The following is a 15,120-nucleotide window of genomic DNA, read 5'->3' as shown; positions in this document are numbered from 1 at the left end:
TTGCACTAAAAAAAGCTCTTTTATGATTAAAGAGCTTTTAAGATTGAATTAGCTATTGCTTAGTTTACGCCAGATACACGGCCGAATCCAACTAAATACTGATTCCACCAATCTAAGGTTTCTACAACGACACCATTATTTTGTGAATCAAGCATTTTATTGTCACCTAGGTAAATACCGACATGCGCAACACCTGAGCCGTAACTAAAGAATACTAAATCCCCTGCTTTTGCACTGCTACGATCAATCTTTTTTGTTGCTAAATATTGCTGGGCAGCTGTTCTTGGAAGTGAGTAGCCGGCTTTTTTGAATGCCCACTGTGTTAAACCCGAGCAGTCAAAGCCCGTGCTTGGATTACTACCACCCCATACATAAGATGTCCCTAAATAGTTACTTGCTTCAGCAATGGCCTCTATTGCAATTTGAGAGCCTGAAACATTTGGTGCAGATTGGTCGCCATCACTTGGACTACCACCGTTACTACCATTTCCAGCATTGCCTTCATTACTGATAAATTGTGTATTTTGAAGTTCTAGTAATTTTTGTGCTTCTTTTTCTTTTTCTTTTAATTCTTTTGCAATACGCTCTTCCTCTTTTTTAGAGGCAATTTGTTTTTTTAGTTGTAATGACTTTACTTTATTTTCTGCTTTCTTTGTTTCAAGAGCGTTTTCTTCCTCTTGCATTTGTTGGAATTGCTTTTGTAATTTAGCTTTTGTTTCTTCTAACTCAGCTTTTTGGTCAGCCAACTTTTGTTTATCATCTTCTTGTTCACTTAATAGAGTTTGATCTGCATCGATGATTGTTTTGACAGAAACTGCTCTACTTACTAAGTCTGTTAAACTATCAGAACCAAGAACTGCCTCTATGTATGGGCTAACTGCACTATCATGATTTTGATAGGCTTTTAGTCGGTCATCAATGATTTCTGAACGACTTGCAATACGTTTTTCTGTTTCTGTAATAGATTCATTTACTTTTTTCAAGCTTTTTTGTGTGACTTTATATTCTTTTGTTTTTTCTTGTAATTTTTCTTTTAAATCTTTAATTTCTTTATTTAGCTTTTTAATTTTCTTATCTATCTTTATTTTCTTTTGTGTCATTTCTTTTGATGTTGCTGCTTCTGCTTGTAGAGGTTGCACAGTGTACATAAAACCACTGGCTAATGCTAATGTCATAACCGCAGTGCGGCCCCATTTCATATTCATCTTCAAACTTAGTCAACTCATTTCTCTAATCCCTATTTTACAATTGAATTTTCTTCCTTTTTCATTCTACCACATCTAGTAAAAAATGGGCATATTGGATTGTTAACCTTAATGAAAGCGTAATTCATGTTATGTGTTTGCAATAAACATATGATTTTGTCACCTTTTTAATGTATTTGTCATAATATCTATGCCGTTCAAAAAATAAAAATAGTGAATACATTTTTGCGAAAATAGTTATACTGTTTCTAACTAGTACTCCTCCCTTTTACTGGCGATAGTATCTATGTTATTATGTCTACTATATTTTTCGAGAGGATGGTTACCTAGATGAAATATGCATTGATTGGAGATTTACATTCTTGTTTTGAAGATACCGACGCTGTTTTGAAACATATTCAAGAAACAGCGGAAGATGCAACAATCATTGGTTTAGGTGATTTATTTGAATGTAAAATCGGAAAGAAAAGGGCAAAAGATATGACTGGTCTTGCATTCGAGGAGGCCGCGGAGCATTCCGAGCTATTCAACAACTTACTACATTTCCCTTCAGTACGTGGAAATCAAGAAGAACGAATAATGCAAGTAACCGGTCTACATACATTTGAAAAATTACCTGAAACGCTACAAATTGAAGGTGCAAATATTATTCACGGACATCAATTTAATTGGCCTTCTGATTGGAAACCGTTACTAACTGAAATAGAACAATCAATCGTCTTTTTTGGACATAGCCATGATGCTGCATTGTATAAAAAAGGTCAAAAAAAATCCTTCACATATGGTAAACCTATTCAATTGAAGAAAAAGAAATATGGTGTCAATGTCGGTGCTGTTATAGGAACACGAGAATGGTGTTTATATGATTCAACGGAGCGAACGGTTACATTTATGAAGGCAACACAACGTGAAAAGCACTCGAGTTAGACTAATTAAATAGACTAAACTAATAAGAGGATTTTATGTTCAATATATGAGCATATATCCTCTTTTTCTTACATATTAAAATCAATTATTTAGATATTGCGGTGCTTTGGTAGAAGCAGAAAAAGCGCAACAAGGCATTGTGGATGGTATTATCCATTATTTTACTAGCTAACAAAATAGGTAAATTGAAAATACTGTTCTTTATGTATTTTAATTAGGTGAATGTATTAGATTCGATTTCAATCATAAAAATGCCCATATTTCATACGAAAAACCAATCATGATAATCGCTTTCATTTATCATGATTGGTTTTTTTAATTTCTGTTTAAAAATGTATTTTACGTAATGCTGTTTTTGATTGTATATGAAGAATTAACTATTTTTATAATTAGAGTGTCGAACTATCAGATAAACATTTTCCTACATATAGGCCACTTGCTGCTGCTTGTGATAATGAATGGGTAACACCTGAACAATCTCCAATCAAATACAATCCTTTAATAGATGTCTCAAACTGTTCATTGATTTTAATCGTAGGAGCATAAAATTTCCCATCAATTCCATATAGTAAAGTATCTTTATCAATAGGTTCTTCAATAAATTGTTCTAAACGTAACAAAAATTCTTTAAGACCTTCAATATATAATTGTGGAATTTCTTTATTAAGGTCTCCATAATCCCCAGATAGTGTAGGCTGTATATGATTATATTTCATCATCTTGGCCACTGTAGGTTGTCCCCTCAATAAATCCTCCAAACGCTGTACAACAATTCGATCTCGTCCTTGGTTAAGTCTTTTAATAATTGTCCTTGCATATAAATTTGCTTCTGTTAGAGTAGGAAAATAACTTGGGATAAATAAAGTGAAATTTAGGTTAGAAGTGCCAGTCTTTTGTTCTCGAAAATTTTGACCGTCAGGCATAACTAAACCTTCTTCGTGCTTACGGATAATACGTCCTTTTGGATTCATACAGTAAGTAGTTGCTGTGAAATGTTCGTGTTGATAAGAAAGCTTCGTTTCAAATGTATCTTTTAATATTGAGCGAAGTTGATTTTCTTTCATTTCTACTCGAATACCTAAATCCACGCGACTTTGTTCCTGTGTAATTTTAAGGGTCGAGCACATTTTTTTTAACCAATCTGTCCCAGAACGTCCAGTTGCAAATACTAATTGCTTAGAATGAACTATTCCTTGATCTGTAGTTATTTCAAAATGTTCTTTCTGTTTAACGATATGTTGTACATCTATATGAAATCGGATATCTATCTTATTAAGTAAAAACTCATAGAGTTGCTGAAAAATGTCGGTCGAAAGTGTAGTACCTAGGTGTCGTACTTGTGTTGTTAGCATTTGTAAGCCACATGATTCGGCTCTTTTGGTAAGATTTGTATTATCTGTGGAGTATTTTAGAACTGAATTTCCACCAAAACGACATAGGATCTCATCTACTTCATCCATTAGTTTTATAAAAACTTCTTTACCTATTTTTTGCTCTAGCTCCCCTCCGAACCCGTTTGTGTAATTAAATTTACCTTCAGATTTTCCTAGACCACCAAAACCAAAATATTTATCACATGCATTACAGTTACATAATCCCTCTTGTTCTAAAGGACAATTTCGATGTTCTAATGGTTTTCCTTTATCAAGAATTAAAATATTTTTGTTGCTGTGGGCTAATGTATAAGCCATAAAAACAGCGCTTACTCCGGCTCCGATGATTGTAACATCATACATATTCTTTCACCTACTATTTTTGGTTTTTATTTTTCTAGTGTATAACAAATTTTCAATGCTGGGAAATAAGCTAGAGGATAAACCGATCCGTCAAGATAATCCGCTTTGGGATGTAATAAAAAAGATTTACAATTTCATGCATTTAATTCAAATAGGATATACTTTTTTGTATTTCACCACTTTAGTAGGGTGTATAAGATTCAATCAAAGTTAAATTTATACGGATTGGGGGTGTTTCATATGGAAAATTGGTTTTACGAAGTAATTTCTAAAGCTTACATTACTTAATGGCTTCATCAAACTTGGGTATTGACCTTTCAAATTTCGGAGAGCCATTACTATCAAATCAGCTGAGTTTTGGTAAAGGTCAAATGCTAATGAAGGATTATCATAGACGTAAGGAGCTTTTAGTCGTACTTTTAGAAATGTGTGAGGATATCGCAAGGGAAGCGGGTTATGCAACACGTACATTAACGCTAGGGCTATCCTATAGTAAGCATGCCATGACAAAAGGCTTTTACCGCTCCAAGACGTTAGAAACGCCTACAATCGAGCTTTATGAATCATACATAAAAAGTGGAAGTTAGGTTAAAGTAAATTTATAAAAAAAAGAGGTTTATTAAGATGTTGAAAAAACTTATACTTTTCTTTTTGTTGTTTTTATGCATAAGCACTACTCTTAATATGAAAAGTTATTCGTCAATAAATGAAAACGATGGGGAAATCCAGGAATTACTTATTGAGGAAGCCTTCCTAAGATCTATGTCAGGAGAAATATCTAAAGCAATTAAAGATTATCATGGTGAAATAAGGTTATATTTTTTGCCAAAGATAACAATGGTTACGAAAAATGAAGCTGAAGATAATTTCGATGTGACTGTACAAGTAGTAACTTACCTAAGGGCTATTATGCCTCCATATGGGATTGAGACCATCACTTTTAGAATTCCAGGATATAAAGTACTTAAGTTTGAGCATAAGGAAATTAGAGGTGAAGACTTACCTAAAGATAAATTTGACTCGAAAAGTAAAATAAAAAAGTGGTAAATATCCCATGGGACTGACCCAAGACTATAGACAAATAAAAAAGCATCTTTGATTGAATTCGGGTAAAGTTACCTGAAATTTAATTAGGAGGTGCTTTTTCTATGGGTTACTTTGTCAAATTAAGTGCAACACTTGCTCCATGAACGCTTCGTGTGCAGATTTCCAACCCAAGCATTTTCTTGGGCGATTATTGATTAAATATAACGCTTCTTTTAATTCATCCATGCTTACTTCAGCTAGGTCTGTTCGCTTAGGGAAAAATTCACGTAGTAAACCATTTGCATTTTCATTACTGCCCCGCTGCCAAGAAGAGTAAGGATCAGCGAAATAAACTTGGATATTCAAGTCTTTTTCCAAGTTTGTATAACAACTAAATTCTTTGCCTCGATCAGTCGTCGCCGTCTGAAAACTGTCTTTTGGTAAGGCTGTTTTCTCAAAGTTTGTTTTGGCATATCGCGAATTAAATATTTAGGTCCAATCCCTTTTAGTTGAGTAGAAAAGTGGAGCTAATTCAACTAAAGCACCCAGTTAGCACAACTAGCCAGAGTAAAAATATCTTCAACAAAAAGTCCAGTTTATTGAAAACTAATAAGACTCCATCAATTTTGAGTATTTTTTCTCCGTATATCCAGATAAAATTCTTTGTCAGTGGCGTCTACGGTTATGTAAGTATTGCTATAAAGAAGCATATTAATATTTTTTACATTCCATAATGCCCTAAATTCATTAATAGGAACTTTTCGATTATAGCTATTGTTATCATCATTACAATTCACCAGATGCCTTAATGATTCTGAAAGGTAAAAATACTCCTTGTCATATCCTACGACAGGGACAAAATGCAAATTATTACGATCCTTATGTACTTTAATAAAAACAATTACAGGAGTTCCTTTACTAACTTCGTACTTTAATGTATTTATATTTCCTTTATAATAGTTTGTTTTAAATCCCTTTTTTCTTAACACCGTACGGATTCCCTTTGGATATACATTACCTGACCTCATTTTACTAGGGAAATTAGTATATAACTCTTCACCATCGGCCTCCATTCCAAAATGACGCAACACATATGCTGTTGAAAATGCTGCACATTCCCTTTTGTTTTGTATATCTATCCTATTATTTCGTTTAATTAGATAGTTAGCCGGATAATCTCTTTTTCGTAAAAGAGGTATGGGTAATGTCATTAAATATGCATTAATGATAGTAGATATAATAATCCATAAAATTGCTGTTCTAACTATAAACATACTACTTCCCCCCATTGCTTTGCGTCCATATCGAAACAATATTCTAAGTCCTTCTTTCACTAACCTGCCCTTTAGTTTAAGTACATTTCTTTACAAACCCACCTAAATGTTAACAAAAATACCCAAATTTTTCAAAGTGTTGTGTTGTTCAATTATATGACCCGATTGTTGAACACCAGTTAAACTACACTCTACAATTAAACTGCTTACGTCGTTCTAATTGTTTCTACTGTGAAATAATTGGATTTTTGGCAAGCTGAAATAAGCATTTGCTCTATTCGATTTTCAAATGCTAACTTTTTATGTGACTCAAGCCAACGGTACCAGTAGAGGTAATTGTCTAAATAATGCGTCCCAACGCCTTGAAAACGTTCCATCCATCCTTTTAAACGGCGGTGAAAATTATTAACGTGCTGTATATGAAGAATTGCTTTCTTCACTCGTTGATTTTGATTTAGATTAACTGTTTCGTGCTTTAGATTTTTTAACATTGCATACTTTTTATAATTGGTAGCTGTATCAGTGCATAGCAAAGAAGTAGGTACAATGCATTCTCCGATAACCGCATCAATTTCTTCTGCATTTACACGGCCTCTTCCTGCCACCCTTGCAAGAATATTGCCGGTACGGTCTAATGCAACAACAACAACGGCAATTTTCAGGTTCGAGATACCTCTTTTTTCATCTTTTTCTCCGCGTTTTTTTTGTTTTCGATGTGTAAATTGTCGTCCTTTTAATGACTCTCTAAAAAATGTTTCATCACTTTCTACAATACCAGATAACTGATTAAATCCGCGACTTCCTAAAGCATTCAAAACTTTATGTCTCCAGTAAAATGCAGTAGATATATGGATGTTTAATTGTTCAGCGATTTTAGGTAATGTTAATCCGTTTATCATCATATCAATATATTTCATCCATTTGTCAGGATAACGTGAACCCGAGAGTGGCGTATTTGTCATACCATTGGGGTACATTTTGACTTGGCACCACAGTTCGACTTATTAACTTTATAGCGCTTTTGTGCAACTTCTACTGAGCAATTAAAATGACGTTTTAATTCACGAGACACAGTGAATGGACTTCGCTTAATTTGTTTGGCAATCGCTCGAATCGAGAAACCTAGAGCAAGCAATGTTTCTATTTTCGCACGTTCAGATATGGTAAAATGTTGGTAGCTCATAACGATACCTCCGTATGATGTTTAGTGTAGTAACTTACATTTTACACGGAATCGTTATGGGCGTTTTCTATTTTTTCTAGGTGTTGCACTTAATATTACAATTCGTCATGGGAAAAAGAGTGAGGTATCCTTATGAAGTGAAAATGAAAGCGACTGAGATGCGATTAGCTGATAAACCAATGAAATACATTTTAAATGAATTAAATATACGCCATAAAACACAAGTGGAAACGTGGATACGTTGGTATAAAAATGGAGAAAATCATCGGTTTGAACAACCTGTAGGTAAACAATATTCCTTTGGTAAAGGTCCTATGAGCATGTCCCGTAAAGGTACACCCGCTGATAATGCCCCCTCGAATCGTTTCATTCCGCATTAAAGTCTGAAACGCTCTACTTAGACAGCTTAAAAAGTACTACGACTGCAATCGTAGAACAAACCGTCAAAGACTATATAACTTATTATAACCTTATCCGAATTCAAACAAAACTAAACAACCAGTCGCCGGTACAATACCGACAACTGGCTGGATAAATGCTTTTATGATCCCTGTCTTAATTACAGGGGTCAGTCCTCTTTAATTAAGACAGGGATGGGTACCCGATTTTGTCCGTTAATTAGACACCCATTTTTCTACGGGTATTGCTTGTTTTTTTCGCTTGCTGGCTTTTCATTTTTTTTGTTGAAAGGTCGGCATTCTTTTTCCCTTTATTAGCAGAGGACTGGTTCTTTTTGATTTCAAGCTGCTGCTTCACTGCCTCTTTCAGGCTGATTTTCTTTTTTGGTGCTTCGGATTGATTATTCTCGGTCATAGGAAATTCCTCCTTTTTAATATGATTGTTAGTCCAGTATAATCTATTTTCTCATATTTGTGAAACATTGCACTTAAAGTAACGGAGGATTTTAGTTTAATAAAAAGGAAAGGGCGTTACATATTAGTCATATAAAATATGTAATGCCCTTTTATTTATCTTTTTTTAATTTAGGTCTTTATAAGTTAACTAATTCAAGTGCTTTCTTTATTAGAAATAATTAGTTTGCGATTGACCAATCAATATGATCAAGGAAATATCTTACATCTTCACATACTTTGTCGCGTTCTTTACCAGTTGTAATAATGTGGCCAGACTCTTTGTACCAAATTATATTTTTGTCATTTACATCTATGCTATTGTAGATAAATGGTGCACTTTCTTGATAAATTGGCGCATCTAATGAACCTTGCATTACTAATAATGGTGCTTTGATTTCGTGTAAGTCCTCGCAAGTTTCTTTTGTTATTCTTTGTATATCATTTAATGAGCCTTTTGGTGTTTCTTTTAGTGTTTCAAGCTCAGCAATAATTTCATCTCTTGTTTTTCCTTCAAAAGACTTATAGATTTTAGCATAGTCATACAGACGATCGAAAAGCCCATCAGTACTGTCACGTTTAATCGGTGCACACATTGATACAACGCCTTTTACTGGGAACTCTTCACCTACGCGTAATGAGAAAACAGCACCAAGTGAAATGCCGACTACTGCAATATCTTCGTACCCTGCGTCTTTTAAATGGTTATAGCCTGCAACAACATCATTCCACCAGTCTTCTGGACCTGTTTCAAGTAATTCTTCTGGTGTTCCACCATGTCCTTTATACATTGGTGCATGGACAGTATATCCTTGTTTTTGCAAATATGTGCCTAATCTCTTTACATCCTTTGTACTTCCTGTAAAGCCATGAAGTAATAATACTGCTTTACTTCCTCCTTCAAGAGTAAAAGATTTAGGTGCAACTAATTTCATTTTAACTGTCTCCTTCTTAATAGACAAATAGTTAATTTTGGTCTAAGCCATTCCGTTTATAGTAAAACATATCTTCTCCATGACTTTCCTATTATGTGAGATATGTTTGTATTTAATAATAAAAACCGATTTTTTTAAAAGACATATTCCTTTAAAAACTTCTATCTTTATGTTGTGTCTATTTTATGTCTATCTCATAGTAACATTGACTATTAATAATGTATAATTTATAATTCTTATCATTATCATGCATAAAAGGTATCAATTGATTTACTAGGAAATGAGGAGGTCATTTCATGGAGTGGCAGCAACTTGAGTATTTTCAAAAGCTCGCTAATATACAGCATATGACACGTGCAGCGGAGCTTTTATCTATATCACAGCCCGCACTTAGCCGTTCAATAGCAAGACTTGAAGATGAGTTAGGCGTACCTTTATTTGAAAGACAAGGACGCTCAATTATTTTAAATCGCTACGGAGCCATGTTTTTAAAACGTGTTAATAATATAATGCAGGAATATCGGGACGGTTTGCATGAGATTCAAGAGCTTGTTGATCCAAATAAGGGGGAAGTTTCTCTTGGCTTCTTACATACTTTAGGAACAAATGTCGTGCCGGATATGATTCGTCTATTCCGTAAAGAATTTCCAGATATTCATTTTCAGCTGATTCAAAACCACACACATACACAATTGAAGCAATTAAAATCGGGTGAGCTTGATTTGTGTTTGTTAGCAGAGATGGAAGTTGATAAACCTATTCAATGGACTGAGTTATGGCGAGATGAGTTGTATCTAATCGTGCCGATTTATCATCCACTAGCGATGAAAAAAAGCATTACACTTAAAGAATTAGAAGATGAATCCTTCATTTTATTAAAAAAAGGGTACGCCCTTCGTATTACGGTTGATGAAATTTTCGAAAAGGTCGGAATTACACCTAAAATCACATTCGTTGGTGATGAAGTAGGAACTGTGGCAGGATTTGTAGCCAACGGACTTGGTTTTTCATTGTTACCCGATGGTGAGGAGATTAATCCGAGGAAAATAGCTAAAATTAGTATCAGTGATGTGAAATGTGAGCGAATTATCGGTATGGCATGGGCTGAGGGCCGCTATTTATCACCTGCAGCGCAGCAGTTTCAGAAATTCATACTCGATTTCTTTGAAGAACGCAAAAAAGCAGCGAGAGAGCAAAATTAAGCCCCCTTGCTGCTTTTTATTAGGTTTACATCTTGACGATTTCATTGTTATTTCTACATGCTTGCCTTCAAAATAAAAAATTTCTGCTTCACATATGTAATGTTGTGGATATGCTTCTTTAGTTTGCTCATCTTTATGAATTGTCGCATAGGCGATATTTTGCATATCATAACGCTCACTAAAAATTCCATACTTGCTTCAAAGAATTCTTTTTCTCGTACCGTATCTAATTGTTCAAAAAAATCCCGGTCCGATGTCACGATAAATTCATTCACCAATACAGCATTTTTTCGTATTTTTCTTGTACCTGTTTTTTGGTCCTCAATGATTTCTTTCACTCGCTTGTTTTAATCAATTGGACGTTCGTTAACCAAATCATAATTTTCTTTTGTTTGTTCCTGGTCGATATCCGGATTCGTTTTACTTTCTCGTTCTCGCTGATTATGAAACTGGATTCCCTTTAAATCATGTGACTTCATTTTCGCCATTCTCACCACTGCATAGCTCATGTTCAAATATCCTACCCACGTCTATTCTCGGTATCAACTTCCATGTAAAGAATAGGCACACTATACTTTATCTCCGAAAAGTGTGTGCTCTGCGAGGCGTTTGCCGATTCCATCGTCAGTCGAAAACTTGCGGAAACGCACATTATTTTTCTCCAGTTCAAAAACAAAAATTATTATTTCCCATCTATTTTTTAAAAAATATTTAATAATATTAACACCTCTCGCTTAAAATACATTTTAGAAACCATTAAAATATCCGTTATTTGGCTTTTTATCACGACTAGCTAAATAGCTAAATATATATTTATCCGGACTATAGTAAAAGCCCGAAATATTTGCAATCCCAGAAATAGTGCCTACAATATAATAAAATAATAATTGGCCCTACCAAGTTCGATATGTTAGAAAGTTCCACACACGATATTATAGTACACTCTCACTATTAAGTGGATTTCCATCTTTTAGAGATTGAATAACAAAAATAATTTCAGAATCGTCTTCAGATTCATAATAATCAACTTTATATTCATTTAGATTTATTACATCCCTTAAATATACAGGTAATTTATCACATCGACTTAAATTAGATATCTTAAATGGAAAATTATCTGCATTCGGATTAACTGAATGAATAAATATAGCATCTAACCCTGCATCTTCATTAGATATTTCAATCCATAATTGATAAGTTTTCCCCCACTCTTCAAGCTTTTCTTCTAACTTGCAATATAAAGATAGATATGCTTTATTATGCGCTTTTCTGATTTTGACACTATTATTTCCATACCCCCAAAAATCCAAGTGCGTGTGCCAAAAATCAAACCAACTATCACTTCCAAAATCAAGATTATATGCATCTAGATTTTCTTCTTTTTTTAAATTACGAAAATAGCGTCGTTTGCCCCGAAATTTTTTCATTTAATCTGCTCCTACACCATGGTAAATTTGTATGTTTATATAACAAACATTTTTCACTATACTTTAAATCCTCTATTACGTAAGAATTCTTTAACTCCTTTAGGAGGTTTTACTGATTCTCCTTTATGATGTGCTCCCCCACTTTTTTGAACGGAGTCATTTTCGCTATTTTTTTCCAACGAGTATGTTTTGAACTTCAATAGGTTTACTAGTGAAATAAACAGATGTTCAATGCTCTGAGCCAAGCACTCTTATACTACCTTATTTCATTAGAAACAAGATGAAAAGCTCAAAGATTTTTCACTAAAGAAGTAGGTTAGTTAGTAAAAACAAAAAGGAGAGGGATATATTTATCTCTCTCCTTTTTGTTTAATTAGTAGGATAATTAATAAGCATTTAATATTGCTTACTGCTTCTTTGTATCATAAGCGGTAATTGCTAGCAACTATGTAAGGTTCAATACCTTCCCTGCCCTCGTCCAACTTACAGATGTTTTCTTTCATGTAGTACCCAACTGTAGCTTTGGAATAAAGGTTGATTAATAATACCCAACAAGCCAGCATTTTACGCTAAATAAAAAGAATCTATTAAGATTAATCTTTATAAAAAAATTGTTCATTTTCTGCCTTTGTTGTTAAACAATCGCGCCCTTTAATGGATTAAACAATTATTAACCATATTCTTAATATATGGTGTAATATTACTCTTTAGTTAAACCTTAAGATAATCTCCATCCAGGAGCCAACTTTTTCACAAGAGAATTGTCAAAATAAGAAGCCATTAATAAGGGGCTTCCTCTGCCTATAGATTAGTAATTCAAACAGGTAGATATCTATCTAATACCAACTCTACAAATTATAACTCTTTTAAAAAAAACTCTTACTAAGCTTTAGTAATATCAATAAATCCTTCTCCGAACACATCACGAACATCGTGTATAGCGATGAAAGCATTCGGATCAGTAGATTGAACAATCCGTTTCAATTTTATTACTTCTTGCTTACTAATAACAATATAAAGAATTTCCTTTGGGGTTTTTGTGTAATAACCGTGACCTGAGTATACGGTTACCCCTCTGTCCATTAATGTAGTCACCTGTTTGGCAATGTCATTCGGTTTATCAGAAATAATCGTAATGGCCTTCTTCGGATTCAAGCCTTCGATTACAAATTCCATTACTTTCGTTCCTACATATAGCATAATAATTGTCAACATCAGCTTTTCCGCACCAATGATAAAATAAGATGAAAAAGCAACTATTAAATCAAAAAACAATAGACCATAGCTGATGCTCCATCCTAAATACTTTTGTGTTATCCTTGCTAAGATGGTAGTACCTGCTGTTGTTCCGCCAACCCGAATGATTAGGCCAATCCCGCACCCTACAAATATTCCTCCAAAAATGGCATTTACCATCAATTCATTAGAAGCAATATTCCAGCTTTCTGTCAGATGAAGAAAAAGCGAGTTAGAAACTACAGCAATAATCGTATAAATCGTTGTTACTTTATTCAAAAATTTATAACCGATTATTAACAAAAATGCATTCAAAATTAAGTTGACTAAACCTGGTGACCACTCAAATAAATAATAGGTAATAATCGTGATACCAGTTACTCCTCCTTCACCAAGCTCGTTCGGAATAACAAATAAATTAACACCTAACGCAAAAATAAATGCACCAATAATGATAAAAATAATGTCTGTGGTTCTTTTTTTCATATACTACCTCACTGCTTATAAAAATATTTACTAGTAACAAACTCTCATCATTATATCGTGGAACATTTAAATAGAACAGTAGTCTTTTATTTTAATACAGGATTTTAATCAAACTTTATTCTAAATCTACACAATAGAAGACGGAGTATCTTTTATATGCAATTCAGCATCTCCATTACTGAAGTCATGATGCCTAATGTTGCGTATTGCTTCTTTGTATCGGAAGCGGTAATTGCGAGCAACTATGTAAGGTTCAATACCTTCCCCGCCCAACGTACCCTAACTTACGAGCAATCGTCCATCACTATATATAAATCAGCGTCATAATCCAAAAAAGTTTTAACAACTTCTAATAAATCATTAGTAGGAATCCCGCTTTTTCTATTCGAGAATTCTCTACACATATAAAAAGGCAATAATTATTACCCCCTTTAATTCGTTATTTCTTTATAGCTTTTTGTTTTTTCTTATTCCCTTGATCTTTGCAACCTTGCATAATTTTTTTGACTCTTCTGATGTCATTTTCACTTTATATCCCATCGACTGTACCACTATTTTTAATTTAGTATGCCCAATTCTGAAATTTTTAATCGCTTTCGGCATACTCCCCTACCGGTTTTCATTCACTTTTATATCCAGAACAAAATGAATGTGTCCCAGACTAAAGTTCGGAAGAGAGGTTAGGAAAAGTGGAGAGAAGCCGATGAAGCTTCACTTTCTAGGTTAATCGGATATATTATGGATGAATTTATGGAGTAATCAAGAAACGTGAAAAAAGCAGTAGAGACTTGGCTTGATCAATTTATTGAAAAGGATTAAGCCGTTTACTCTCCTCTATTCCAATATATGTCGTGTCCTTTCAACAAGTTGTACTTGTGGTTTTATTATTTTGAATTTGCCAGTGGGTGTAATTCTGAATATGCATTTCCATAAAAAAAGAGCAAGGATAATTCCCCGCTCCATAAAACTGATTCTTCTTCAGTTTTGTACATACAGTTATGTTAGATTTCTCTTTGACATTATCAAACTGCATTACAAATACAATACAACAAACAGAGCCTTGAGAAAAACAAATAACTTTAGATGCAATAAAAAATACATACTTACCAACAACCATACACAAGAATTAAACAAAGGACGTGGCAATGGATTTGGCAATGACCATTTGCACCAACTGTAAATCAGACTCACTAGTTTTAAAAATGAACTTACTTTTTTTGAATCTGAGTTCACCTTATTTGAAGGCGAGTAAAACATTAACATTGTCTTATACATGTACCAATTAAATATATGCGTCATAAAGCATCCTCCTTTACAACGCATATATCTTCTCTAAGGACAATTCGATAATGTTTTTAGATGAGTTCTATTTTTCAATATGAGCTACAACTTCAGCATCCTCTGCATGTTTTAAACCATGTTTGAATTACTGTTTATCATCTCGTACAACTCTTCTTCACCAATAATCATTATATTTAGACTTTCCGCTTTAGCTACACTGGAAAAACCCTAGTAAATAAAAGAGCATGTTCAAACGTCGACTGTTCACAACATGCTCTTACTACTATTTATGTCTCATTTTACTGTCATCATTTTATTAGGAAATCTGTTGAATTAATGATTGGTCATTGT

12 protein-coding genes and 6 pseudogenes are annotated in these 15,120 nt (G+C 33.8%); 6 read left to right on the top strand and 12 right to left on the bottom strand.

The window, feature by feature from the left end; genetic code table 11:
• Positions 1-59: 59 nt before the first annotated feature.
• Positions 60-1,205: a C40 family peptidase gene (locus JFL43_RS23255; RefSeq protein WP_325166713.1), complete on the bottom strand. Its 1,146-nt coding sequence runs from the start codon at positions 1,203-1,205 to the stop codon at positions 60-62.
• Positions 1,206-1,535: 330 nt separating this feature from the next.
• Between JFL43_RS23255 and JFL43_RS19650 the strand changes: the two genes are divergently transcribed.
• Positions 1,536-2,132 (top strand): metallophosphoesterase family protein, encoded by a 597-nt coding sequence (locus tag JFL43_RS19650; RefSeq protein ID WP_200750317.1) that lies wholly within the window; start codon positions 1,536-1,538, stop codon positions 2,130-2,132.
• 389 nt (positions 2,133-2,521) lie between these two features.
• Here the strand turns inward: JFL43_RS19650 and JFL43_RS19645 are convergent, their stop codons facing one another.
• Positions 2,522-3,868, bottom strand: coding sequence for a Rossmann-fold NAD(P)-binding domain-containing protein (locus JFL43_RS19645; protein ID WP_200750316.1), 1,347 nt, complete (start codon positions 3,866-3,868; stop codon positions 2,522-2,524).
• A gap of 287 nt (positions 3,869-4,155) precedes the next feature.
• Between JFL43_RS19645 and JFL43_RS19640 the strand changes: the two genes are divergently transcribed.
• The gene (locus tag JFL43_RS19640; RefSeq protein WP_234447905.1) at positions 4,156-4,455 is read left to right on the top strand and encodes a DinB/UmuC family translesion DNA polymerase; all 300 of its coding nucleotides are present in this window, start codon (positions 4,156-4,158) and stop codon (positions 4,453-4,455) included.
• A 37-nt stretch (positions 4,456-4,492) separates the two neighbouring features.
• Complete coding sequence (locus JFL43_RS19635; protein WP_234447904.1) at positions 4,493-4,915, top strand: DUF3888 domain-containing protein; 423 nt, start codon at positions 4,493-4,495, stop codon at positions 4,913-4,915.
• 114 nt (positions 4,916-5,029) lie between these two features.
• Here JFL43_RS19635 and JFL43_RS19630 read toward each other — a convergent pair.
• From JFL43_RS19630 to JFL43_RS19615, 4 genes and pseudogenes are all read right to left on the bottom strand, one after another.
• Positions 5,030-5,338: pseudogene (locus JFL43_RS19630) on the bottom strand (IS30 family transposase); the annotation flags it as partial.
• Between the two features lie 176 nt (positions 5,339-5,514).
• Positions 5,515-6,168 carry a cysteine peptidase family C39 domain-containing protein gene (locus JFL43_RS19625; protein WP_200750315.1) on the bottom strand — a complete coding sequence of 218 codons (654 nt, stop codon included), beginning with the start codon at positions 6,166-6,168 and terminating at the stop codon, positions 5,515-5,517.
• A gap of 206 nt (positions 6,169-6,374) precedes the next feature.
• Positions 6,375-7,136, bottom strand: a pseudogene (locus JFL43_RS19620) (IS1595 family transposase); the annotation flags it as partial.
• Positions 7,136-7,351 (bottom strand): annotated as a pseudogene (locus tag JFL43_RS19615) (helix-turn-helix domain-containing protein); the annotation flags it as partial. The pseudogenes JFL43_RS19620 and JFL43_RS19615, both read right to left, overlap by 1 nt.
• 221 nt (positions 7,352-7,572) lie before the next feature.
• On the opposite strand from JFL43_RS19615, the pseudogene JFL43_RS23660 reads away from it, so the two are divergent.
• Positions 7,573-7,665 (top strand): annotated as a pseudogene (locus JFL43_RS23660) (transposase); the annotation flags it as partial.
• Positions 7,666-7,886, top strand: a pseudogene (locus JFL43_RS23655) (IS3 family transposase); the annotation flags it as partial.
• A gap of 83 nt (positions 7,887-7,969) precedes the next feature.
• Here the strand turns inward: JFL43_RS23655 and JFL43_RS19605 are convergent.
• Positions 7,970-8,164: a hypothetical protein gene (locus JFL43_RS19605; RefSeq protein ID WP_100796658.1), complete on the bottom strand. Its 195-nt coding sequence runs from the start codon at positions 8,162-8,164 to the stop codon at positions 7,970-7,972.
• A gap of 220 nt (positions 8,165-8,384) precedes the next feature.
• Positions 8,385-9,137 (bottom strand): alpha/beta hydrolase, encoded by a 753-nt coding sequence (locus tag JFL43_RS19600; RefSeq protein WP_100796657.1) that lies wholly within the window; start codon positions 9,135-9,137, stop codon positions 8,385-8,387.
• Positions 9,138-9,433: 296 nt separating this feature from the next.
• Between JFL43_RS19600 and JFL43_RS19595 the strand changes: the two genes are divergently transcribed.
• Entirely contained in the window at positions 9,434-10,339 is a 906-nt protein-coding gene (locus tag JFL43_RS19595; protein WP_100796656.1) for a LysR family transcriptional regulator, read from the top strand.
• A gap of 120 nt (positions 10,340-10,459) precedes the next feature.
• Here JFL43_RS19595 and mobV read toward each other — a convergent pair.
• The 4 genes and pseudogenes from mobV to JFL43_RS19575 form a co-directional block, all read right to left on the bottom strand.
• Positions 10,460-10,848 (bottom strand): annotated as a pseudogene (gene mobV / locus JFL43_RS19590) (MobV family relaxase); the annotation flags it as partial.
• Positions 10,849-11,271: 423 nt separating this feature from the next.
• Positions 11,272-11,766 carry a hypothetical protein gene (locus JFL43_RS19585; protein WP_200750313.1) on the bottom strand — a complete coding sequence of 165 codons (495 nt, stop codon included), beginning with the start codon at positions 11,764-11,766 and terminating at the stop codon, positions 11,272-11,274.
• Positions 11,767-12,648: 882 nt separating this feature from the next.
• Positions 12,649-13,488 (bottom strand): YitT family protein, encoded by an 840-nt coding sequence (locus tag JFL43_RS19580; protein WP_100796653.1) that lies wholly within the window; start codon positions 13,486-13,488, stop codon positions 12,649-12,651.
• A 447-nt stretch (positions 13,489-13,935) separates the two neighbouring features.
• On the bottom strand, positions 13,936-14,091 hold the full coding sequence (locus JFL43_RS19575; RefSeq protein WP_200750312.1) for a hypothetical protein: 156 nt from the start codon (positions 14,089-14,091) through the stop codon (positions 13,936-13,938).
• Positions 14,092-15,120 lie beyond the last annotated feature (1,029 nt).

This window comes from Viridibacillus soli (assembly GCF_016612995.1).
Lineage (GTDB): Bacteria > Bacillota > Bacilli > Bacillales_A > Planococcaceae > Viridibacillus > Viridibacillus soli.
The sequence above is the reverse complement of the archived record's forward strand: the minus strand, read 5'-3'. Positions and strand labels throughout refer to the sequence as shown.

Excerpts from the sequence above, each read along its gene's own strand:
- JFL43_RS23255 (WP_325166713.1), bottom strand. The coding sequence starts at position 1,205 with ATGAATATGAAATGGGGCCGCACTGCGGTTATGACATTAGCATTAGCC.
- JFL43_RS19650 (WP_200750317.1), top strand. The coding sequence starts at position 1,536 with ATGAAATATGCATTGATTGGAGATTTACATTCTTGTTTTGAAGATACC.
- JFL43_RS19645 (WP_200750316.1), bottom strand. The coding sequence starts at position 3,868 with ATGTATGATGTTACAATCATCGGAGCCGGAGTAAGCGCTGTTTTTATG.
- JFL43_RS19640 (WP_234447905.1), top strand. The coding sequence starts at position 4,156 with ATGGCTTCATCAAACTTGGGTATTGACCTTTCAAATTTCGGAGAGCCA.
- JFL43_RS19635 (WP_234447904.1), top strand. The coding sequence starts at position 4,493 with ATGTTGAAAAAACTTATACTTTTCTTTTTGTTGTTTTTATGCATAAGC.
- JFL43_RS19625 (WP_200750315.1), bottom strand. The coding sequence starts at position 6,168 with ATGTTTATAGTTAGAACAGCAATTTTATGGATTATTATATCTACTATC.
- JFL43_RS19605 (WP_100796658.1), bottom strand. The coding sequence starts at position 8,164 with ATGACCGAGAATAATCAATCCGAAGCACCAAAAAAGAAAATCAGCCTG.
- JFL43_RS19600 (WP_100796657.1), bottom strand. The coding sequence starts at position 9,137 with ATGAAATTAGTTGCACCTAAATCTTTTACTCTTGAAGGAGGAAGTAAA.
- JFL43_RS19595 (WP_100796656.1), top strand. The coding sequence starts at position 9,434 with ATGGAGTGGCAGCAACTTGAGTATTTTCAAAAGCTCGCTAATATACAG.
- JFL43_RS19585 (WP_200750313.1), bottom strand. The coding sequence starts at position 11,766 with ATGAAAAAATTTCGGGGCAAACGACGCTATTTTCGTAATTTAAAAAAA.
- JFL43_RS19580 (WP_100796653.1), bottom strand. The coding sequence starts at position 13,488 with ATGAAAAAAAGAACCACAGACATTATTTTTATCATTATTGGTGCATTT.
- JFL43_RS19575 (WP_200750312.1), bottom strand. The coding sequence starts at position 14,091 with ATGCCGAAAGCGATTAAAAATTTCAGAATTGGGCATACTAAATTAAAA.